19 protein-coding genes and 1 pseudogene are annotated in these 19,604 nt (G+C 58.7%); 9 read left to right on the forward strand and 11 right to left on the reverse strand.

The window, feature by feature from the left end; genetic code table 11:
• On the forward strand, positions 1–1,780 hold a 1,780-nt coding region (locus tag WA354_RS08725; protein WP_472812619.1), incomplete at its 5' end, for a VWA domain-containing protein.
• A gap of 53 nt (positions 1,781–1,833) precedes the next feature.
• Here WA354_RS08725 and WA354_RS08730 read toward each other — a convergent pair.
• The gene (locus WA354_RS08730; RefSeq protein WP_472812620.1) at positions 1,834–3,315 is read right to left on the reverse strand and encodes a CoA-acylating methylmalonate-semialdehyde dehydrogenase; all 1,482 of its coding nucleotides are present in this window, start codon (positions 3,313–3,315) and stop codon (positions 1,834–1,836) included.
• 196 nt (positions 3,316–3,511) lie between these two features.
• On the reverse strand, positions 3,512–3,838 hold the full coding sequence (locus WA354_RS08735) for an antibiotic biosynthesis monooxygenase family protein (protein WP_472812621.1): 327 nt from the start codon (positions 3,836–3,838) through the stop codon (positions 3,512–3,514).
• Between the two features lie 156 nt (positions 3,839–3,994).
• On the opposite strand from WA354_RS08735, the gene WA354_RS08740 reads away from it, so the two are divergent.
• The 4 genes from WA354_RS08740 (at position 3,995) to WA354_RS08755 (ending at position 6,702) form a co-directional block, all read left to right on the forward strand.
• Positions 3,995–5,074, forward strand: a complete 1,080-nt coding sequence (locus WA354_RS08740) for an alpha/beta hydrolase (protein WP_472812622.1) — start codon at positions 3,995–3,997, stop codon at positions 5,072–5,074.
• A gap of 140 nt (positions 5,075–5,214) precedes the next feature.
• Positions 5,215–5,769, forward strand: a complete 555-nt coding sequence (locus tag WA354_RS08745) for a hypothetical protein (RefSeq protein WP_472812623.1) — start codon at positions 5,215–5,217, stop codon at positions 5,767–5,769.
• A 35-nt stretch (positions 5,770–5,804) separates the two neighbouring features.
• Positions 5,805–6,407 carry a hypothetical protein gene (locus tag WA354_RS08750; protein WP_472812624.1) on the forward strand — a complete coding sequence of 201 codons (603 nt, stop codon included), beginning with the start codon at positions 5,805–5,807 and terminating at the stop codon, positions 6,405–6,407.
• Positions 6,400–6,702 carry a winged helix-turn-helix domain-containing protein gene (locus WA354_RS08755; RefSeq protein ID WP_472812625.1) on the forward strand — a complete coding sequence of 101 codons (303 nt, stop codon included), beginning with the start codon at positions 6,400–6,402 and terminating at the stop codon, positions 6,700–6,702. The genes WA354_RS08750 and WA354_RS08755 overlap by 8 nt, the downstream gene beginning before the upstream one ends.
• Here the strand turns inward: WA354_RS08755 and WA354_RS08760 are convergent.
• From WA354_RS08760 to WA354_RS08780, 5 genes are all read right to left on the reverse strand, one after another.
• Entirely contained in the window at positions 6,692–7,861 is a 1,170-nt protein-coding gene (locus WA354_RS08760) for a tRNA guanosine(34) transglycosylase Tgt (protein WP_472812626.1), read from the reverse strand. The two genes, WA354_RS08755 and WA354_RS08760, sit on opposite strands and share 11 nt — an antisense overlap.
• Before the next feature lie 78 nt (positions 7,862–7,939).
• Positions 7,940–8,296: a hypothetical protein gene (locus WA354_RS08765; RefSeq protein WP_472812627.1), complete on the reverse strand. Its 357-nt coding sequence runs from the start codon at positions 8,294–8,296 to the stop codon at positions 7,940–7,942.
• A 145-nt stretch (positions 8,297–8,441) separates the two neighbouring features.
• A complete protein-coding gene (locus WA354_RS08770; protein WP_472812628.1) occupies positions 8,442–10,745 on the reverse strand; it encodes a TonB-dependent receptor in 2,304 nt (767 codons plus the stop codon).
• A complete protein-coding gene (gene folK / locus WA354_RS08775) occupies positions 10,693–11,235 on the reverse strand; it encodes a 2-amino-4-hydroxy-6-hydroxymethyldihydropteridine diphosphokinase (RefSeq protein WP_472812629.1) in 543 nt (180 codons plus the stop codon). Before folK ends, WA354_RS08770 begins: the two co-directional genes overlap by 53 nt.
• 4 nt (positions 11,236–11,239) lie before the next feature.
• Positions 11,240–12,859: a hypothetical protein gene (locus WA354_RS08780; RefSeq protein ID WP_472812630.1), complete on the reverse strand. Its 1,620-nt coding sequence runs from the start codon at positions 12,857–12,859 to the stop codon at positions 11,240–11,242.
• Positions 12,860–13,127: 268 nt separating this feature from the next.
• Between WA354_RS08780 and WA354_RS08785 the strand changes: the two genes are divergently transcribed.
• The 3 genes and pseudogenes from WA354_RS08785 (at position 13,128) to WA354_RS08795 (ending at position 14,455) form a co-directional block, all read left to right on the forward strand.
• Positions 13,128–13,346, forward strand: a complete 219-nt coding sequence (locus tag WA354_RS08785; protein WP_472812631.1) for a hypothetical protein — start codon at positions 13,128–13,130, stop codon at positions 13,344–13,346.
• Between the two features lie 35 nt (positions 13,347–13,381).
• A pseudogene (locus WA354_RS08790) lies at positions 13,382–13,678 on the forward strand (Gfo/Idh/MocA family protein); the annotation flags it as partial.
• 141 nt (positions 13,679–13,819) lie between these two features.
• Positions 13,820–14,455 (forward strand): Gfo/Idh/MocA family protein, encoded by a 636-nt coding sequence (locus tag WA354_RS08795; RefSeq protein ID WP_472812632.1) that lies wholly within the window; start codon positions 13,820–13,822, stop codon positions 14,453–14,455.
• 41 nt (positions 14,456–14,496) lie between these two features.
• On the opposite strand, the gene WA354_RS08800 is transcribed toward WA354_RS08795, so the two are convergent.
• From WA354_RS08800 to WA354_RS08810, 3 genes are read right to left on the reverse strand one after another with little or no spacing between them, the layout of a single operon-like run.
• Positions 14,497–14,943 carry a hypothetical protein gene (locus WA354_RS08800; protein ID WP_472812633.1) on the reverse strand — a complete coding sequence of 149 codons (447 nt, stop codon included), beginning with the start codon at positions 14,941–14,943 and terminating at the stop codon, positions 14,497–14,499.
• A 38-nt stretch (positions 14,944–14,981) separates the two neighbouring features.
• The gene (locus tag WA354_RS08805) at positions 14,982–15,248 is read right to left on the reverse strand and encodes a hypothetical protein (protein WP_472812634.1); all 267 of its coding nucleotides are present in this window, start codon (positions 15,246–15,248) and stop codon (positions 14,982–14,984) included.
• Positions 15,245–15,790, reverse strand: a complete 546-nt coding sequence (locus tag WA354_RS08810) for an RNA polymerase sigma factor (protein WP_472812635.1) — start codon at positions 15,788–15,790, stop codon at positions 15,245–15,247. The genes WA354_RS08805 and WA354_RS08810 overlap by 4 nt, the downstream gene beginning before the upstream one ends.
• 219 nt (positions 15,791–16,009) lie before the next feature.
• Between WA354_RS08810 and WA354_RS08815 the strand changes: the two genes are divergently transcribed.
• Entirely contained in the window at positions 16,010–18,673 is a 2,664-nt protein-coding gene (locus WA354_RS08815; RefSeq protein WP_472812636.1) for a glycoside hydrolase family 3 C-terminal domain-containing protein, read from the forward strand.
• A 158-nt stretch (positions 18,674–18,831) separates the two neighbouring features.
• Here the strand turns inward: WA354_RS08815 and WA354_RS08820 are convergent.
• The coding region (locus tag WA354_RS08820) for a trehalase family glycosidase (protein ID WP_472812637.1) at positions 18,832–19,604 on the reverse strand (773 nt) is incomplete at its 5' end.

Genomic DNA, 19,604 nt, shown 5'->3' on the forward strand with positions numbered 1-19,604 from the left:
CTATGCAACCTCGAAATTCGCGCCGGGCGCAAGGAGTAAACTTCGAGTTGCAGCAGAGATTCAGCAACAGTACGCGTTCAAAGAGAGACCCATGTCGCGGTTCCGTCTTCTTCTGCTCGGCTTCACCCTTATCGCCCTCTCTCTCAATTCACTCTCTGCACAAACTGCATCCGAAGAAGGTCCGCCTGCTGTGCTCACACTCAATGTGCGCACGGTCGTCGAGGATGTCGTGGTGATGGACAAGAGTGGACGAGCCGTCTCCGGCCTGCGCAAAGAGGACTTTCAGGTTCTGGAAAATGGCAAACCGCAGGTCATTACCTTCTTTGAACCAAATTTCACCAATGTAGAAGGTGCCCTCCAGCGTTCCACACTGCCAACAAACACCTTCACCAACATTCCTATCGCGGATCCGCATAACGTCACCAACGTATTGCTCCTGGATGCGCTTAATTCGTGGCCCGAGGACCGAATGTACGCTCAGGTGCAGATGGTGAAATATCTGGCCTCACTTCCACCAAACTTGCGCATTGGCATCTTCACGCTCACCGGCGAAAAGCTAAATCTGATTCAGGGATTCAATCAGGATTCTTCCGCACTGAGGGCGGCCATCGCAAAATTTACTTCCAAACGTTCCGCTGCATCGTCGCTTTCAAAACCAGCCGAGCAACAGGCATTGGTGGCTACGGTTGATGAGATGAAGCAAGCGGCGAAGGAGACAAATAACCCTCGACTTACCGAAAGCGCGGACGCACTGCAGCACTTTCTGAAAATGGGAGTCGGAATTGTCGATGAACATGACAGTTTAAGGACCACACTGAATGCTCTTCAATCCTTGGCACGGTATCTCGCTGCCGTGCCAGGCAGGAAAAATCTGTTCTGGCTTGTCGGCAATTTTCCGGTCTGCAATGGCTGTGGGTACGACGATTTCTATCGCGAAACCAAGGACAAGCTCGCCGAGGCGGGGGTATCTGTTTATCCCATCGACGCTCACGGAGTGGACTCGGATATGGGACTCGGACCAGACGCTTTTAAGCACCAGGTTTCCACCCGATTAATCGACAGCGGAATCTGGGCGGACGATACAGGTGGGACGGCTTACCACGCGAACGAGATCAACCAGGAGATTGCAGACGCCCTTGATCATGGCTCGCGCTACTACATGCTGGCTTATGTTCCGCGTGATCGCAAGGAAGAGGGCCGGGGGCGCACCGTTGAAGTGAAGGTCACTGGCAACTATAAGATCTTCTATCGCAAGCACTATTTGGAGCTAACGCAGAGAGACATCAAAACGGCGAACATGGCGCCCGCCAAGAGTCCGTTGCTTCCACTGATGGGTCACGGGTTGCCCAACTCCGCAGAGATCCCTTATCGCTTGAAGGTGGTCCCTTCCACTGTGCAACCAGGATCCGGCGCTGGCCGCGCCGGGCAGAATGCGCAACTGACAGGCAAGCTCATGCGGTATGACGTAGGTTTCGACCTGCAAGCCAGCGCCTTGTCTCTGCTTCCGGACGCTGACGGCATGAGACGCAAGTCGCTGCAGGTTGCGCTGGTAGTCTATGGCCAGGACTTCAAGCCACTAAACTGGGAGACTCGCAACATCAGCCTGCTGATCAACCCAGCGCAGTGGGCCGTGGATCAGCGTGCTGACATTCGCTTCCACATCGAGATCGATGCCCCCTCAGGCGATGTCTACCTGCGCACAGGAGTGTATGACAGCTCGTCAAGCAAGGTAGGAACGCTGGAGATTCCGCTCAGTGCCGTCACGCTTGCACAGAATTAGCCGCGGTCTTTTCTAACTGAAGGGTCAGCCTGAAGGACGCCGTCAAGTTCAGACTAGAACTTGCGCGACCACTCTTTCGGCCAGCGCTCCACAATCACCTTCTTGTCCGTGAAGAACTCAATGGCATCGCGCCCTTGCGCATGCATCACGCCAAAGAAGCTGCCCTTCCATCCCGAGAATGGAAAGTACGCCATGGGCGCGGGCACGCCAATGTTGATGCCCACATTCCCCGTTGAAACCGAAGTTCGGAACTTGCGCGCAGCAGCGCCGGACGAGGTGAAGATTGAACTGGCATTTCCGTAGGCGGAGCGTTCAATCATCGCTACCGCCTCGTCCACCGTATCTGTATGGACGACTGAAAGCACAGGGCCGAAAATCTCCGTCTCCATCAGCGGACTCGTCGCCGGCAGCCCATCAAGTACCGTCGGGCCAACGAACGATCCAGCACCGCCGTTCCCATTCGTTCGTCTCCCATCAACAATCGTGTCTGCTCCGTGCTCGGCGCCCTGCCCGATAAGCGAAACGACGCGCTCGCGGCTGGCCTGTGTAATCACAGGTCCCATCTGGGTCGCGGGATCAAGCCCGTTGCCCACTTTCAGAGAACCAGCCGCCGCCGCAATCGAATCGCGAAACCAGTTTTTCGCCTCACCCACGGTCACCGTCACGCTCACTGCAAGGCATCGCTGTCCTGCGCAGCCAAACGCCGAATCGGCAATGATCTTCGTCGTGGTCTCTTGATCGGCATCAGGCAGCACCACGACGTGATTCTTCGCTCCGCCCTGGCACTGCACACGCTTGCCGCTGGCTGAACCGCGCGCGTACACATGCTTGGCCACCGGCGTCGATCCAACAAAGCTCACTGCCCGGACAAGCGGATGATCCAGCAGCGCATCCACTGTAGTCTTGCCGCCGTTCACCAGGTTCACCACTCCGTCGGGCAACCCCGTTTCCTGAATCAGTTCGAGAAGGCGCGCCGCAGAGAAGGGAACCCGGTCGCTCGGCTTCAGCACCACGGTGTTGCCGGTTGCAATCGCGTATGGCAAAAACCACAGCGGAATCATCAACGGGAAATTGAACGGCGTAATCACCGCGCAAACGCCCAGCGGCTGCCGCACCATAATCTCATCGATTCCCGGCGCTACATCTTCAAGGGAGTAGCCCTGCATCAACACAGGAATGCCGCACGCCACTTCCACGTTCTCAATTCCGCGACGCAACTCTGCCTTCGATTCCGACAGCGTCTTGCCGTTTTCGATGGTGATCAGGCCGGCGAGGTGATCGATATGCTCTTCGAGGAGCGTTTTCAACTTGAACAGGTACTGTACTCGATCCACTGCAGGAACCGTGCGCCACGAAGCGAATGCAGTGTGCGCCGCCTGTACCGCGGCATCCACCTCGGCAGCCGAACCTGCCGGCGAATTCCCCAGCGCTTCGCCCGTTGCAGGATTCAGCAGTTCAATTCCGGCCGGACTCGCGGAGGGAATCCACTTACCGCCGATGAGATTGTGAATGGAGGAGGAAGCAATAGCCGTCATGGGAATTCAATGTAACCCACCAGGCATAAAGACGGCATCCGGAATCGGCAGGGCTCTGGCGAATTTCCCGCAATTTAAAAGTGCTCACGACAAACACCTTGTCATGTTGACCGAAGTCGAAACATCTGCACTTGTTCTTTTCCGACCCGCCAAACTGCGCTTCAATCTCGATTCAGATCGGCTCCGAGCGGCAATCTCAGCCCGCAATCCCCGCCAGCCCCTGCAACGATTTGATTTCGTAATGCGCTGACTCCTTGTCATACCGGGTGAGGTACTTCAGGCGATCCTCGGGGATGATCGCGACCGCATAATGCGGCCCGGCCACAGCCTGCAGCTTCTCGATCGATTCCCACACCATGATCGTGATGAACTCCACCTCGTCGCCCAGCGTTCTCCTCAGCACAATGCCGCCCTTGTATCCCGGGATTTTGCTCATTCCCGGAAGCAGTTCCGGCTTCAACATCGCCTCGTAGCCATCGGCGTTCTCAGGCCTGGTATATCCGTGCCAGATCCGTGCGATCATTGCCATCCCTCCCAAATTCCCCTTCACCCGCTGTCCAGATCAGAATGCTACGGCGCTCGAGAATACGCCAGTGCGCATTTGCCGTCTGTTATCGTTAACGGTTCGGCTGCGTTCCCGCAGCGTTGCTACTGAAACCTATTCGGAGGACATGACACGATGCTGCGGATCGCTCGCCACCTTGGTATCACGCTTATACTTTCGTCGTCGCTGGCCGTCGCGCAAGAACAGGCCTTGCAGCCCACCACCGCGGCCCAGGCCCCCAGTCGCGACACCAGCTACATCGACTCCAACGGCACTGCCCATGTCACGCGCGTCGTGCCGGTTCCGCAGACCATCAGCCCTGAAGCACAAAAATCCATCAGTCGCGCCGAGCCCGACCAGGGGCCTCCCCAGCCGCTCGAACAGCGCCGCAAGATGACCGATGCCTACACCGCCCGTGCCCGCGAAGAGTGGTCGAAGCTCTGCCCCAACACCATCGTCGAAGAAAAGATGGCCGGCGTTCCCGTCCGCATCGTCACGCCTGACAACTTGCCCGCCGCCAACAAGAACAAGGTGCTGCTGAACCTGCACGGCGGCGGTTTCAACTCCGACTCCGGCTCCTTCACCGAATCGATTCCGATTGCCAGCTATACGGGAATCAAGGTCGTCGCCGTTCTCTATCGACTCTCGCCCGAGGTCAAATTTCCGGCTGCCGTCGACGACTCCATCGCCGTTTATAAGGAACTGCTGAAGACCTATAAGCCTGCGCACATCGTTATCTACGGAACATCGGCTGGAGCCATCCTTACCGCCGAGGTCGCGGCGAAAATCAAGCAGCTCAGCCTTCCCATGCCCGCCGCCCTCGGCATCTTCAGCGGCATGGGCGACTTTGCCCGCGACGGTGATTCGCAGGCCATGTACGCGCTGCGCGGCCTCGCCGGACACCTCGATCCGCCGGAGCCGGGAGCGCACGATCCGTTTTACGTCGCTTCCACGGACCCTAAAGACACCATCCTCTCGCCCATCTACGGTGACCTCCACGGCCTGCCGCCCACCCTCTTCGTCACCAGTGGCCGCGACCTGCTGCTCAGCGGCACCATCAACCTGCATCGCGCCTACCTCCTCGCAGGAGTCGATGCGCGCCTCATCGTCTACGACGCGCTCCCGCATGCCTTCTGGTACAACCCGCAACTACCCGAGGCGATTGAGGCCAACCACTTCATGGCCGACTTCTTCGTAAAACAGCTCGATAAGTAGCTGAGGCACCGTTGATTTCACAAATCCGCATCTCCGGCGAGATTGAATCACTTGACATAGAGAACTCTATATTGTAGAGTACTTCTTGTAAGTGATTCCGGCCGTGGACATCGCTGGCTGGAAGCGATTGTGAGGTCAGCATGACCTGGAAACCGATCAAATTCGCGCTTGGCACAGCACTCGCGGCGGTTTTGCTGCCAGCTTTAGCCCTCCCCCTTGCCGCACAGCAACCGGCCTCCCCTGGCGTCGAAGCCCAGCGCGACGCCATGAAGAAGCTCGCTTTCCTTGCCGGTCATTGGTCCGGCCCGGTCTCAATCTCGCGCGGGCCCGGCGAGCCGCTAAAGCTTATCCAGGCCGAGAATGTCGAGTACAAGCTCGACGGTCTTATTCTCCTTATCCAAGGTCAGAGCACCGGCTCGGATGGCAAGGCGCAGTTTCAGGCGCTGGCTATCGTCTCTTATGACGACGTCACTCACACCTACCACTTCCGCGCATACAACGACGGACACTACGTCGACACGGAACTCAGCGTACAACCTGACGGATTCGCGTGGGGATTCGATGCGGGACCGGCAAAGATCCGGAACACGATGCACCTCACCGCCAAGGGCCAATGGCTGGAGACCACCGACGTCACCTTCGGTGGCGCTCCGCCGCATCGCAGCGTCGACATGCTGCTCACCCATGAGCAGTGAGTCTCCAACAAGAATCTCAAGGAAGGAGAATAGCCATGGACGATCACCTGAGCACGCAGGATTTGAGAGAACGGGTTGCATTGATTGAAGACATGATCGCGGAGGGCAGGCGCTCGACAGAAAGCTGGGGTTGGATCTTCGTGCTGTGGGGCATTGCCTATTACGCCGCCATTTTGGGAGGCGGTGTCATCCGCAATCCGATGGTCTGGCCTGTCACGATGACCACCGCCTGCATTGTGACGGGCATACTCGTCGCCACTCGCAGGGGACAGAATCACGTGAATACCACGATCGGGCGCGCTATCGGCGCGGTGTGGCTCGCGGCGGGAATTTCGATGTTTCTCGTATTTTTGTCTTTAGGGACGAGCGGCAGAATCGACCAGCACATCATGGTGGCGGTGCTTGGCGCCATGCTGGGGAGCGCCAACGCGGCATCCGCGATGATCTTGAAGTGGAAGTTGCAATTCGGCTGTGCCGTCGTGTGGTGGGCCTGTGCAGTGTTCGCGTGCTTCGGGAAGAGCACACAGCTCACAATTGTGTTTTTGACTGCCATTTTCATCTGCCAGATCGGGTTCGGCATTTACGCGATGACGATGGACGCTCGCCGGCGTAGAGCAGGCAGTGTGAGCCATGCCTGAGCTACCGGAGCTCAATCCCGTGATTCACGGCAAGCTGCGCCTTGCGCTGCTCTCACTGCTTGCGGGAGTGGAGCAGGCGGAGTTTACGTGGCTGCGATCGAAGACCGGCTCGACGGATGGGAACCTGGGTGCGCAGTTGCTGAAGCTCGAAGAGGCGGGCTACGTCGCCGTCGAAAAGAAGTTCGTACTGCGCAAACCGCAAACGATCTACCGCATCACCGAGCACGGACGGCAGGAGCTCGGCGATTATGTGCAGGCACTCAAACAACTGCTGGGCTCGGCGATTACGGCCTAGCCGGTACGGGCGCCTCCGCGCTGGCTGCGAGATCGGCGCGCACTCGCTGCATGATGCCGAGGTAGTAGGCGAGGTTGTGAATCGAATTGAGCGTCCCGCCGAGTGGCTCTTTGCACTGCATCAAGTGGCGCAGATAGGCTCTGGAGTATCGTCGGCACACCATGCAGTCGCAGGCAGGATCAGCAGGGCCTTGATCTTCCGCATACTGCTTGTTCTTGATGTTGACGCGTCCCTCGCTGGTGAAGAGAAGCCCGTGACGCGCGGCGCGAGTCGGAATCACGCAGTCCATCATGTCCACACCCATGCGCGCGTACATCTCAATCTCGTCTGGATAGCCCACGCCCATTACGTAGCGTGGCTTGTCTTTCGGCAGCAGCGGCAGCACTTCGCGGATTACTTCGAGCGTAAGTTCGCGCGGCTCGCCCACACTCAATCCGCCGATTGCGTATCCATCGAAATTCATTTCGACCAGCCGCTCTGCACTTTCACGGCGAAGGTCGTGATACATCCCGCCCTGCACGATCCCAAAAAGTTTCTGCGGGTGCCCGTCGAAGCCATCCCGCGGGTGCCCCAGGTCTCGCGTTTGAGACCTGGGATCGTTGAACCACGAGACCTCATCCTGATGCGCACGGAAATGTTCGAGCGACCGCCGCGCCCATGACATGGTTAAGCGGAGGCTCTCTTCCGCGCGCGTCCGGTCCGCAGGATACTCCGTGCACTCATCAAAAGCCATGCAGATATCCGCGCCCAGCGCGATCTGCACATCCATGGAATGCTCGGGAGTAAAAAAGTGCGAACTCCCGTCTAGATGAGACCGGAAGCGCACGCCCTCGTCCGTTACTTTGCGCAAGTGGGCGAGGCTATATACCTGAAAGCCTCCCGAATCGGTAAGCATGGCGCGAGGCCAGCTGATGAAGCGATGCAGCCCGCCCATGCGACGGATAGCCTCATGTCCGGGGCGCAGGTAGAGGTGATAGGTATTGCCGAGAATGATCTGCGCGTCCAGTTGCTCGAGAATTTCCTGCGGAACGGCCTTGACGGTGCCGGCGGTTCCCACGGGCATGAACACCGGGGTTTCCACGGTCTGGTGCGGCAGGTGCATCTGTGCGCGCCGGCCGCCACCGTCGCTCGTGTTGAGCAGATTGAATGTGAGGCTCACTTCGTCATTTTAGCTTGTGGGTGTTGAGCGGAAACGCGCAGAGAGTTCGATGACAGCCTCCCTGCGCGCTTATGATCCTTACCCAATGCGGCGGCCGCGGTGTTTGGCGCGGAAGACCCTGCGCGAAGCTGCATTCTGCCGGTGATGGATCATGCGGCGATCCTTCATCGTCAAGCGGCCGTTGTAACGCGCGCGTATGGTGCGGAACTGGCGATGAATACGCATTTGCTGGCGCTCGAAGCGTGCGCCCTGGCGCGGAGTTATACGATCGTTGCTGATTCCGTTTCCGATGCGTCGCTGCTGCTGGTTGAACTCGCGCTTGAACTCAGGTTTCACAATTGAATTCTTCTGTTGTTCCTGCGCAGTGGTTTGGGCAAATGTCAGGGCGGGCGCTGCAGCGAGGGCCGCCACAAGTGCAAGCTTGATGATTCTCATGGTGTTTCTCCTTCTGTGACGGCGGTGACTTGATTTGTTCCTGGCCACTCACACTTACAGAAACACCACATCTGAAAATTAGATGTCAGCCTTTTGGATGAGTCCTGTTTGCTTGCTTAAGAATTGCTGAAGGTTTCGCGCGCGCTTACTTCGCTCCGCCCAGCTGCAATTGCAATCCTGCACGCGCTGTGCGCGGTGTCGCCAGTGTTGTCGTTGGCGTTTTCGAAACTTCAATGCTGCGATTGAAAAGATTTTCTCCAGCCGCGAAGAGTTCGACACGCGAGCCGAATTCGTGCGATCCGTACGCATCGAGCCGAAAAAAGCCATGCAGCAAAAACTGGTTCGCGTCATCGTCGTACTGAATTCCGCTCATGCGTCCCTGCAACGTGAGCGTGCCAAGCCGCGGACGAAATGCGCGCACATTCAGACTTCCCATATTCCGAGCTACCTCAGGAATCCAGTTGCCAAGATCCTGTGTCCCGCGCGACACAACCGCATGCGCATATTGATAACCACCATCCACTGCGAGCCAAGGCCGTGGTGCGACTTCGAAATCGATTCCCACTCCGCGGCTTTCAATCTGACCGAGGTTCTCGCGCAGCAACAGGATTGGCGATGAGTTCGGATTGGTCGTGAATGCCACGATGGGGCGGTTGACCTGCGTGTCAAAGTAACTGGTACGAATTGTCCCCCATCGCCATTGGCTCGCTAGGCCCGTTTCCCATCCCGTTGCACGCTCACTCAACAGAGAGGGATTCGACAGCGTGAGCTTGTTGCCCACCTGCGTGGAACGGTAAAGTTCGCTTGGAGTCGGCGCGCGGAACGCGCGGAACCCTGATGCGGATAAGGCCCAGTGGCTTCCCAGTTTCCGTGAAACGCCCATGCGCGGATCGAAGAGAGTTTCGTAATTCGCCGGAGGCTGGATCGGGCTTGGCACCCATGTCGATCCGTCCCACACCACCAGGTGCACGTCGTAATTCTGAAACCAGTCCAGCCGGCTCGATGCGGTTGCGGTCCAGGCGTGGTGCGTCCACATCGCCTCCGCAAATCCCGCCGAATCGCGCTGGTGCACACTTAAGTTGGTGAGCGCCCCGGCCGGCCCAAGGCTCTGCTCCCGATCCCACACCCGCACATCGTGTACGTCTGCGCCCCCCATCACAAGAAACTCCGCGCCAATCGGCTGGCTCCAGAGCGCAGCCGCGCCAAGCTCATTGTCCGACGGCAGAGAGAATCGCGTAGGTGTTTCGCCGCAACGATACGAGCAGGTTGGATTGGCAGGCGTAGGCGCATTGGAAATGCTGGAGAAGGTCTGCCGATAATGCTCCGTCGATCCATAAAGACGCAGTGTCGCGGATGCATTGCGAGGTGCTTGCCAGTCCGCGCCTGTCGCATAGCGCCAGATCCGCGTTCCATTCTGCTGAAAGGGTGTGCCATTCGCTCTGGCCTCGTTGAATCCGCTGCCGCGCACGAACAACCGCAGAGGGCCGCGATCATGCCCCGCGTCAATTAGACCGTTCTGCCCATGCATATTGGAAGCCGTATCCACCGGCCCGCGCTGGTATGGAGCCTCCTGGATAAATCCGTCAGTACCGATCGCGCCGCCGGATGCAAGCAGTCCCCATGCGCCAAGCTTGGTCTCGAGAAGCGCGCTGGCGTCATACGTACCGAGGCCGCCATAGCTGGAACGCACGATGCCCTGGGTGCTGGTGGGGCGCACGTCAATCACGTTCACTACGCCGCCGATAGCGCTTGAGCCGTAGAGATCGCTGGCCCCGCCGCGCGCCACTTCGATGCGATTGATCGCCAGTTCCGGCGGCTCTTCCCAATGAATCCAGCCGCCCAGCGGATCGTTCAGCGGAACATCGTCTTCGATTACCAGCGTCCGGCTCGCCGAGGTCGACCCCAATCCGCGCAAACTGATGCCCTGCGACGTTGGATTGGCAACCAGCGAACTCGATCGCCGAAACAACTCCACGCCCGGCAACTGCCGCACCTGACCATCCATCGTGATCGAGGCCGTCGTGCTCAACGCGAATGCCGATAAGGTCCGCGTCGTCGCAGGACTCTCCAGGGGTCCGAGCGGCGTCCGATAAGCAGTTACCGTCACCTGTTGGCTGGCGCCGGCCGGATCGAGTTGAACCGTGGCGCTCGCGCTGACTTCGATGAATTTCCCGGCGAATCCCTGTGCCTCGATGCGGAGACTGCATGGAATGCGACAGTGGATCGTGAGCTGTCCGTTAGTATCGGTGCGGCCCAGTAGCGGCCCGTTCGCTGCCTGCACACTGGCCCCGGCGATTGCGGCGGCGGACTTGTCGACGACAGTCAGTGTGATGGCCACCGGCTGCTGCGCGCAGAGCATCGTGACTGCCAGCAGTCCACAGAACATCAGCGCCGCTTTAGGAATGTGTCGCAGCACGCCAATGATCGCTTTCCATCCGCACCACGGCATCGGTTTCACCTTTATGGCTTTGATGCAGCGACTGTAGCAATTCCTCAACAGTCTTCCCACCTCCGCCAATCTGCAGCTTCGGAGCAATTTCATGCAGTGGAACCAGCACAAATGCGCGCTCAGCGAGTCTGGGGTGGGGAAGTTCCAACCCAGGCTCGTTTATTTCCAGATGGCCCATGAGCAGAATATCCAAATCCAGCGTCCTTGGCCCATTGGGAATGGATGCCGAACGGTCGCGCCCGAATTCCTTTTCGATAACCAGCAGTTGATTGAGCAATGCGCGCGGCTCAAGCTCTGTTTCCAGCGCCACAACCGCATTCACAAATCGCGGCTGTTCCGCGAATCCAACCGGCTCAGTGCTGTAAAGCGACGATTGGGCCGTTATCCTCCCCAGTTTCTCCAGGCGTTCAGCGGCAGCAGCCAGCGTTGCTTCTGGCGGCCCGGCGCAACTGGCCAGATTCGCACCAAGCGCGATACACGCGATCCGCATCCGTTTAGACTAACCGGCTTTGCCAGCTTGGTGTGTCGCCTTGCGCGCTAACTCTGGGTGAGTGCGTTGCGACCTGTCGTATCCGCACCAGGGTTGCCGCTAATGCCGCCAAAGCCGTGAACCAAATCGCGAAGGCCACGCGAACCACCCAGGCCGGTGCCTCTCCAACGCGCCCCAGCAAAAACGGAAGGAAGTTCCAGCACGTGATGTGCACGTAGTCCCACGGATCCTGGGTCATCGGGACGTTGTTCAAACCCCACGCGTTCATTTTGCCGAGCGCAAAGGCGACAATGTTTTTCGCACGCAAGGCAATCACGAAAGTCGGATGGCCTAGCGTCTCCTCCTGGTAGATTTCGAGGGGCAGCCAGAACATCAGCGATTCAATCTGAATCAGAACGCTCACCACCAGCAGCACCATGCCCATGATCCAGACTGCCCGTCCCGCCTCGTGCCGGTATTTCAGCAGCAGAGGAATCGCCATCAGCGCCACCAACTCGACCGAAGTCGAAACGTAGCGGTCGCCCCATGCGAAGTCGCCTGCCCAAGCAAAGTAGCGCGCGTAAAAGCTGAGATACGCCAGCAGCATCAGGCAGGTTGCAATCGCGTAGGCGCGCACCGCCGGGGGAATTCTTCGCCAATGCAGCACTAGCAGAAACAGCGCAAGAATAATCAGGGGATCGAACAGAAAAATCGACTTCTCCGGTGCGAACAGCGCACCAAAGAACCCCTCATGCCAGGGCGTCGTCCAGGGATAATTCGAAGGCAGGCTCGGGTCGCGCGCAATCGTCTCCTTCGCCACCAGGCTCACATACGTGTTCGTGAACGAGCCAAAACGATAGAACTGGTACAGCCGGTCGAGGAATCCGAAAAAGCAGAACACCGGTACGGCAATCACGGCATACTCTCTGCAGCGCCTCCACAGCGCGCGTCCGCGCACACCCTCAAACCACAGCACCAGCAGGACAAAGAACGCGCTGGCCAGCAGGTCCATTCCCGTCGTCAGCCGTGTCAGCAGATTCAACCCGAGCGCCCCGGTTCCGATCGCCAGCGCGCGCTTGCTCCCGGTATGCAGCCACTCATATTCGAACGAGATCCCGACCAGCGTCAGCAGGCAAATGTAGTTGTTCTCCATCATGTTCTGCGTGTAATGCAGGTGCGTAGTCGCCAGCAGAAAGGCCAGCGTCCCCGCGATGGAGTGGTTCACGCTAAACAAAAATTGCCGCAAAAGCCTGAAGCACACCAGCGCCGTCAATACCGTAACGAACATCTGCGTCAGGTACGTCACCACGATGTCGCGCACGGTGGGATCGGTATCGCCGTAGCGATCGAATACGTGCAGTCTTCCGATATAGGTGCCGAGAACGTCCTGCGGAAGCATCAGCAGCGATTGCCCGATGCCATACCAGCTTTGCAGCGAGCCGTTTCGCCCGTGCACACCAAACTCCGGGTATTCGTTGGGAAACACAGGCGGCTCTGAAGTCCAGAATGCGTGCGTCGACTGTAGCCGATGCATCGTGTCCGCGGTGCCAACCTCACCCGACTGCACCGCAAACGCAATCAGCCCCGCAGCCAGGCTCAAAAGGAAGATCGGACTGCGAAACCAGAGACGAAATCGAGAATTCATGCGAATAAGACACTCATGTTAGGCCGGAGCGGCATCTCTAGGTATCCTCCCTCGAAGTTCACAATAGAAGGTGGCGGTGTCATTCTGAGCGCACGGGGCCCCGAACGTTTTTCAGTTCGGGGGTGTTGAGCGAAGAATCTGCTTGTTTTGCACTTCCAGAATTGCGCCGCGGCGCCTTTCTCAGGTTATCGTGTCGGTTTGCGCGTACCCCCAGGCGAGAATTCCCGTGCCCGCATCTGGTAGCATCTGTCTTCGGAGACTTATCAGCATGGAAGCGCTCAATAATGCGGGTCTAGGCGCCCGCCGCAATGAAGATATCGCTCTCGACCTGCTCAAGTTTGTCGCTGGAACCGCGGGCGTGGGACGTCCCGCCGCGGGTGGCACCGGCTTCAGCGGCGCCTCCGCTCCCAAGCCGGAAGAACATGTGGCGCAGCTTCTGCAACTCTACTCTCGCTGCCTGAAAGCTGTGGAAGGCAAAGGGGCGTAGCAATCGCAAGCGAAGGCAATGTACGCGTTGCCGTCATCGGCGCCGGCGCATTTGGCCGCAACCACCTTCGTGTCTACCGCGAACTTGAGACCGCCGGCCAGGGCGTTGTTCTGGTCGCTGCAGTCGAGCCGGACAGCGCACGCGCCGCCGACGCGAAATCAAACTACGCCATCCCCGTATTCTCCTCGATTGAAGAACTTCTCGCGGCGAATCTCCGCCTCGACGCGGCGACGGTCGCCGTTCCCACCGTGTATCACCACGCGGTTGCGTCCGTGCTGCTTCAGGCCGGGCTCGATCTGCTCGTCGAAAAGCCTATAGCCGCCACGCTCGCTGAGGCTGATGAACTGCTCGATCTGGCCATAAAGAACAAGCGCATCCTGCAACCCGGGCACCTCGAGCGCTTCAACCCCGCCGTGCTTGCCGTCCTGCCGCAGTTGCGGCGTCCCATGTTTTTTGAGGCGCATCGCCTATCTGTGTTTACGCCCCGTTCACTGGACGTAGACGTTGTTCTCGACCTGATGATTCACGACCTCGATATCGTGTTGACGATGGCGAACTCGCCGGTCCGCGAAGTGCGTGCTGTCGGCTTGCCCATCTTGTCGCCCAAGGTCGACATCGCGAACGTCCGCGTCGAATTCGAATCCGGCTGTGTCGCCAATTTCACTGCTTCGCGCGTTTCCACAGAACGCGTACGCAAGCTGCGCTTCTTTCAGCCGCGCAGCTATGTCTCGATTGATTACGCTCGTCAGGACCTGCTTGTCATTCGCCTCGACCCCAGCATCACGCCGGAGATCGCGGCAGCTATCGCCAGTGGGCGCGTCGATCCTGCCATCATGGCTCAGCTTGCCGCGGTCAACCCGTCAGGAGTTGCAGCCCTCGCAGCAAGCCCCAACCCGGGCCTCTCATTCCTCAAGCCGTCCGTCACTCCTGGAGAACCGCTGCGCCTTGAGATTCAGTCGTTTCTCGAATCGGTCCGCACTCGTCGCGAGCCGCTGGTCACTGCGCGTCAGGGTCGTAACGCCCTCGCCCTCGCGCTCGAGATTCAATCCACCATGGTCGCCCACGCCCACCGCGCCGGCCTGCAGGACTTCTTCGCTCCAACTGCCTAAGTTGGTTTCCCACAGGCCGAGCTAGAAGCCAGAAGCTGCCTCTAAGCAATCCCCAGCACGCGGTTCACATACCCCACAACGTATTTCCACGCGAGGTAGTACGCTGCGATCGCGGCGACGAGAAAGCACGCAATCAGCGCATACGGAATCGAAACCATATTGAACCATGTTGCAGAAGATGCTCCGAGGTGAAGCACTCCCGCATACGTAGCGATGAATGCTCCCACCGGCACCATCAGCAACGGCAGAACCGCTCCGTGTGCTCCCAATGGCAGATGAGTCGTCTCGCGCGACGCCTGCCACAGCATGCTCCAGATACCCCAGAGGCCCGGCACCAGCGCCATCGGAAACACCAGTCCACGCTCAATCGGAAACGAGATCTGCATCCCCAGCCTGAGCACAATAAATGCGAGCAGCAAGAGGGGTAGCACCAGCGTTGGCACCAGAATGCCAGCCAGAAACGCCCTCAGATAAGGATGTGTATTCATCGCTAGCCCCACTTTCCGCGGGAATTTCCCCGCTCGCTTCACAGGTAATAGAGGATCACCGGAATCGTGCGCGGAGCGACTGCCGCGAACGCGATCAGCCCACCGGCCAGCGCCCAGTCAAACCAGGGGATCGAAGAGGCCCCGCGCGAGGTTTGCTCATCCAACCGGCGCAGCATTGACGGCCACAAATCGCGATCCATCTCTGGATTATTTCCAACGCTGGGCAAAGCGCTCTGCAGCAACTGCTTCATGCGGTCGCCCTCCTGATCCCTGATTCCTGATCCCTGATCCCTGTCCTTCGTCATGGTGTGATCCCCTGTTCCTGCAAATCTTTTCTCAACAATCGAAGCGCGCGAAATACCCGCAGCTTCACTGCCCCCACCGTGATTCCCAGTGCCTCGGCAATTTCCTTGTGCGGCCTGTCTTCCACCACCGCCAGCACTGCGGCCACCCGCAGCTTTACTGGCAGCCTTGCAAACGCAGCGGCCGTCTTTCGCCTAATCTCATCCGCTACGGCTGCGTCCCCAGTCGATGGCGCAGCAACGTTCATCCACATCTCCGGCGCCGCGCTGCTCTCCGGCTTCTGCCTGCGCAGCCAGTCGAGCGCCGCATGCGTGGCCACGCGTCGTGCCCACGGCTCAAATCCGCGCGTTGAATCGAAGCGCGCATGCGCCCGGTGAATCCGCCAGAAGGCCTCCACGGTCACGTCTTCTGCCGCAGTCGGATCGCGCACAATGCGCAGTACCCAGCCAAAGACAGATCGCTGATGCATGCGGAAGAGCGTCTCGAAGGCGTCCACGTCGCCTTGTCGGAACCTGTCGAGGACGCTGCTTCCATCGTCCCGCATCTGCAGTCTCCCTTTCTCACTTCCTCTTACGCGCGGTATCAATGAAAGGTTACGCCTCCTGCGAACTCCTTGAGAAAACCGATTTTCTTAGAAAGATTGCCGCATTGTTACGACTTGACCGGACCCCGTCCAGCACTTTACCTTTGGCTTCCGGCGGAGGGGTAACGCTTTCTGTGTCGCCAAAGTATGCCAGCGATCCCTGCCGTCGCGAGGAACTCTATGAACTCATCCCGAATTCGATCGTTCGCTGCAGGGCTTGCCCTGTGCTCCGCCGTTTTCTCCGCGCATGCGCAGGACAAGCAGAAGCCCGCCTATCTCAATCCCAGCCTTCCGCCCGAGCAGCGCGCCGCTGACATCGTTCATCGCATGACCCTGGACGAAAAGGTTAGTCAGCTCGTCAACCAGTCTCGCGCTATTCCGCGGCTCGACATTCCCGCCTACGACTGGTGGAGCGAAGCCCTGCATGGCGTCATCAACAACGGCACTACGGAGTTTCCCGAACCCATCGGGCTGGCCGCCACCTTCGACACGCCTGCCATCCACAAGATGGCTGAAGTCATCAGCACAGAAGGGCGCATCAAGCACGCGCAGGCCGTCCGCGAACACCGCGCCAACATGTTTTTCCAGGGTCTCGACTTCTGGTCTCCCAACATCAACATCTTCCGCGATCCTCGCTGGGGCCGCGGACAGGAGACCTACGGCGAAGATCCATTTCTGACTGCGCGCATGGGTGTTGCCTTTGTAACCGGCATGCAGGGTGATGATCCGAAGTACTACAAGACGATTTCCACCCCCAAGCACTACGCCGTTCATAGCGGCCCAGAGTCCACGCGCCACACTGCCGACGTTACGGTCAGCAAGCACGATGAACTCGACACGTATCTCCCCGCATTTCGCGCCACGGTGACCGAAGCGAAAGCCGGCTCAGTGATGTGCGCTTACAACAGCATCAATGGTGAGCCAGGCTGCGCAAATCAGTTTCTGCTGCAGGATCAGCTTCGCGGTAAATGGAACTTTCAGGGCTACGTCGTTTCCGATTGCGGAGCGGTCGTTGACATCTACCGGAACCATCACTACAAACCCACCCAGCCTGAGGCCTCTGCCATCAGCCTCCAGCGCGGCATGGATAACGAGTGCGCCGATGGAGGCTTCCTCGTCAAGGATGACAGCGACTACAAGGCCTATCGCGACGCAGTCAAGCAGGGATTCCTCAAGGAGAGTGAAATCGACACCGCGCTGGTGCGGCTCTACACCGCGCGCATGCGCCTCGGTATGTTTGACCCGCCCGAGATCGTTCCCTACTCAAAGATTGATGAGAACCAGCTGAGCAGCCCGGCAAATCGCCAGCTCGCCCATGAGATCGCCAACGAATCGATGGTTCTTCTCAAGAACGACGGCATTCTGCCCCTCAAGACCAGCGGCATTAAGATCACGGTCGTCGGCCCGCTCGCCAATCAGACCAAGGTTCTTCTCGGCAACTACAACGGCTCCCCGACATACACCGTCTCCATCCTCGATGGACTGCTCAAGGAATTTTCCGGCGACACCATCACCTATGTCTCCGGAACACAGTTCCTTGGCCACGATGCAACGCCCGTACCCGCCTCCGCCCTCACCGTGGATGGCAAGCCTGGCATCAAGGTCAGCTTCGCCAAGCTCGACATGAGCAACATCAACAACCCGGAAGCGATGAAACCCGTCGCCACGCGGATTGAATCCACTCTTGACGCTGACGCACAGCCATTCCCGCCCGAAGCCGCCAGCGTGCATCCACTCGTGATTCGCTACGAGGGCTCCATCACTGCGCCAGAGACCGGCGACTACAACCTTGGCCTGAAGACCAGCGGTTTCTGCCGCGTGCAGCTCGATGGCAAAAACGTGACGTCCTCTTACGGTGGCGATCCTTTTGATCCCAGGCTTGGCACAGTTCACCTCGAAGCAGGCAAGCCCGCCGCGCTCAAGGTTGATTACGCGCCGAATGAAAACAGCAAGCCCGTCGCACAACTCGTTTGGTCGAAGATTGATTTCAGTCCGAAACCGGAGGCTGCCGAAGCAGCTAAAAACGCCGACGTCGTCATCGCCGTTCTCGGCATCACCAGCGAACTCGAAGGCGAAGAGATGCAGGTCAGCCTACCCGGCTTCAAAGGCGGCGACCGCACCAGCATCGATCTGCCCAAACCCGAAGAGGACCTGCTTGAATCTGTTGCCGCTACCGGCAAACCCATCATCCTTGTCCTCACCAACGGCAGCGCCCTTGCTGTGAATTGGGCGAACGAACACGCCAACGCAATCCTCGACGCGTTTTATCCCGGCGAAGAGGGCGGCACGGCTGTCGCTGATACGCTCTCTGGCAAGAACAATCCCGCCGGCCGCCTGCCCGTCACATTTTACAAAAGCGTCGACCAGCTACCGCCGTTTGAAGATTACGCGATGAAGGGCCGCACCTATCGCTACTTCACCGGCACACCGCTCTACCCCTTCGGCTACGGCCTCAGCTACACGAAATTCTCCTACAGCGATCTCAGCGTTCCCACACCAACAGTCGCTGCGGGCGATCCGGTTTCAGCTGACGTCACGGTCAGCAACAGCGGCAACCGGGAAGGCGATGAGGTGGTGCAGCTTTACCTCAAGTTCCCCGGTGTTGCGGGAGCGCCACTCCGCGCGCTCCGCGGATTCCAGCGCGTTCACCTCGCGGCGGGCGCATCCCAAAAGGTTCATTTCGATCTGAAGAATCGCGATCTCAGCATGATCACAGAAGCTGGTGAACCCGTGATAGCAGAAGGGGATTACACCATCTTCGTCGGCGGCGGACAGCCCGACACATCCGCTCAAACACTGACAAAGAACTTCCACATTAACGGCACCAAAAACCTGCCTGAGTAGACTCGGCTTCATCTCAAAACAAAATGGGCACTTCCATTCGTAAGCGCCCATTTTGTTCCGGCCGAGTGCCGGATGCCCCAAAGCCGGGGTGCCCCATCCTCGCGAAGCCTTTATTGCAAGGGTGGGAAAGCAACACCCTGAACCATCCTGCTCAATCTTCAATCTGCTGCCTTGCTCTCATTTCCAGCCGTAATCTCCCTCATCTTTAGATACACTGCATTGGTCCATCCAAATCCAATCTCGTTGGACTTGTACCCCGTCTTCACCTGCACGTCCGCATTCCCCGAAACCACGTTGTACTTCTCGCGAATCGTTCCATCATGCGCGAACCCGCTGTCCACCGTCGCATCCCACTTAGCGGCTAACCGTTTCGCATCATCGCGAAATCCCGCGGTCTGCAGTCCGTCCACGCCGACCCAGTTCGTCGGAGCCCAGCCAAACGGTTCATCCCATTGCATGCCCGAGTCGAAGTTGCTCATTGATAATCCGCCCGGCCGCTCAAACAAATTCAGCTTCGCAACTACTTTTTTTGCCTCTTCGCGCGATGCCACGCCTGCCCAAAGCGGATACAGAGAAGAGATATACGCATAGTCTGACGACTTGTGCTTCTCAAAATCAAAATCCGCGAACACTCCCTGCTGCGGTTTCCACAAGTAGCGGTGAATTGCCGCGTTCCGAGCCTGTGCTTTCTTCGCCCACCGCGAAGCTTCCGTGCCTTGTCCCAGCAGCAGCGCAATATGTTGCAGGTCCCGCTCATAGCGATACAGCAGGCTGTTCAGGCACACCGGCGCATAGTGGTGCGTCGAGCCGTCAAATGGACCAAACCTGAAACTCGGATCGAATCCAGACTCCCGCATCGCGCGATCGCCGAGGTAGAAATCCTTAGTCAATCGGTATCCATCCGCGTACGCGTGCATGCACACCACGCTGA

Origin of the sequence: Occallatibacter sp., from assembly GCF_049802275.1 — a bacterium.
Classification (GTDB): domain Bacteria; phylum Acidobacteriota; class Terriglobia; order Terriglobales; family Acidobacteriaceae; genus Telmatobacter.

What these genes read in the sequence shown, in the direction of transcription:
- WA354_RS08800 (WP_472812633.1), bottom strand. Translation starts at nt 14,943, where the DNA reads ATGAATACACATCCTTATCTGAGGGCGTTTCTGGCTGGCATTCTGGTG.
- WA354_RS08815 (WP_472812636.1), top strand. Translation starts at nt 16,010, where the DNA reads ATGAACTCATCCCGAATTCGATCGTTCGCTGCAGGGCTTGCCCTGTGC.
- WA354_RS08730 (WP_472812620.1), bottom strand. Translation starts at nt 3,315, where the DNA reads ATGACGGCTATTGCTTCCTCCTCCATTCACAATCTCATCGGCGGTAAG.
- WA354_RS08770 (WP_472812628.1), bottom strand. Translation starts at nt 10,745, where the DNA reads ATGCCGTGGTGCGGATGGAAAGCGATCATTGGCGTGCTGCGACACATT.
- WA354_RS08735 (WP_472812621.1), bottom strand. Translation starts at nt 3,838, where the DNA reads ATGATCGCACGGATCTGGCACGGATATACCAGGCCTGAGAACGCCGAT.
- WA354_RS08750 (WP_472812624.1), top strand. Translation starts at nt 5,805, where the DNA reads ATGGACGATCACCTGAGCACGCAGGATTTGAGAGAACGGGTTGCATTG.
- WA354_RS08740 (WP_472812622.1), top strand. Translation starts at nt 3,995, where the DNA reads ATGCTGCGGATCGCTCGCCACCTTGGTATCACGCTTATACTTTCGTCG.
- WA354_RS08810 (WP_472812635.1), bottom strand. Translation starts at nt 15,790, where the DNA reads ATGCGGGACGATGGAAGCAGCGTCCTCGACAGGTTCCGACAAGGCGAC.
- WA354_RS08780 (WP_472812630.1), bottom strand. Translation starts at nt 12,859, where the DNA reads ATGAATTCTCGATTTCGTCTCTGGTTTCGCAGTCCGATCTTCCTTTTG.
- WA354_RS08765 (WP_472812627.1), bottom strand. Translation starts at nt 8,296, where the DNA reads ATGAGAATCATCAAGCTTGCACTTGTGGCGGCCCTCGCTGCAGCGCCC.
- WA354_RS08745 (WP_472812623.1), top strand. Translation starts at nt 5,215, where the DNA reads ATGACCTGGAAACCGATCAAATTCGCGCTTGGCACAGCACTCGCGGCG.
- folK (WP_472812629.1), bottom strand. Translation starts at nt 11,235, where the DNA reads ATGCGGATCGCGTGTATCGCGCTTGGTGCGAATCTGGCCAGTTGCGCC.
- WA354_RS08785 (WP_472812631.1), top strand. Translation starts at nt 13,128, where the DNA reads ATGGAAGCGCTCAATAATGCGGGTCTAGGCGCCCGCCGCAATGAAGAT.
- WA354_RS08755 (WP_472812625.1), top strand. Translation starts at nt 6,400, where the DNA reads ATGCCTGAGCTACCGGAGCTCAATCCCGTGATTCACGGCAAGCTGCGC.
- WA354_RS08805 (WP_472812634.1), bottom strand. Translation starts at nt 15,248, where the DNA reads ATGACGAAGGACAGGGATCAGGGATCAGGAATCAGGGATCAGGAGGGC.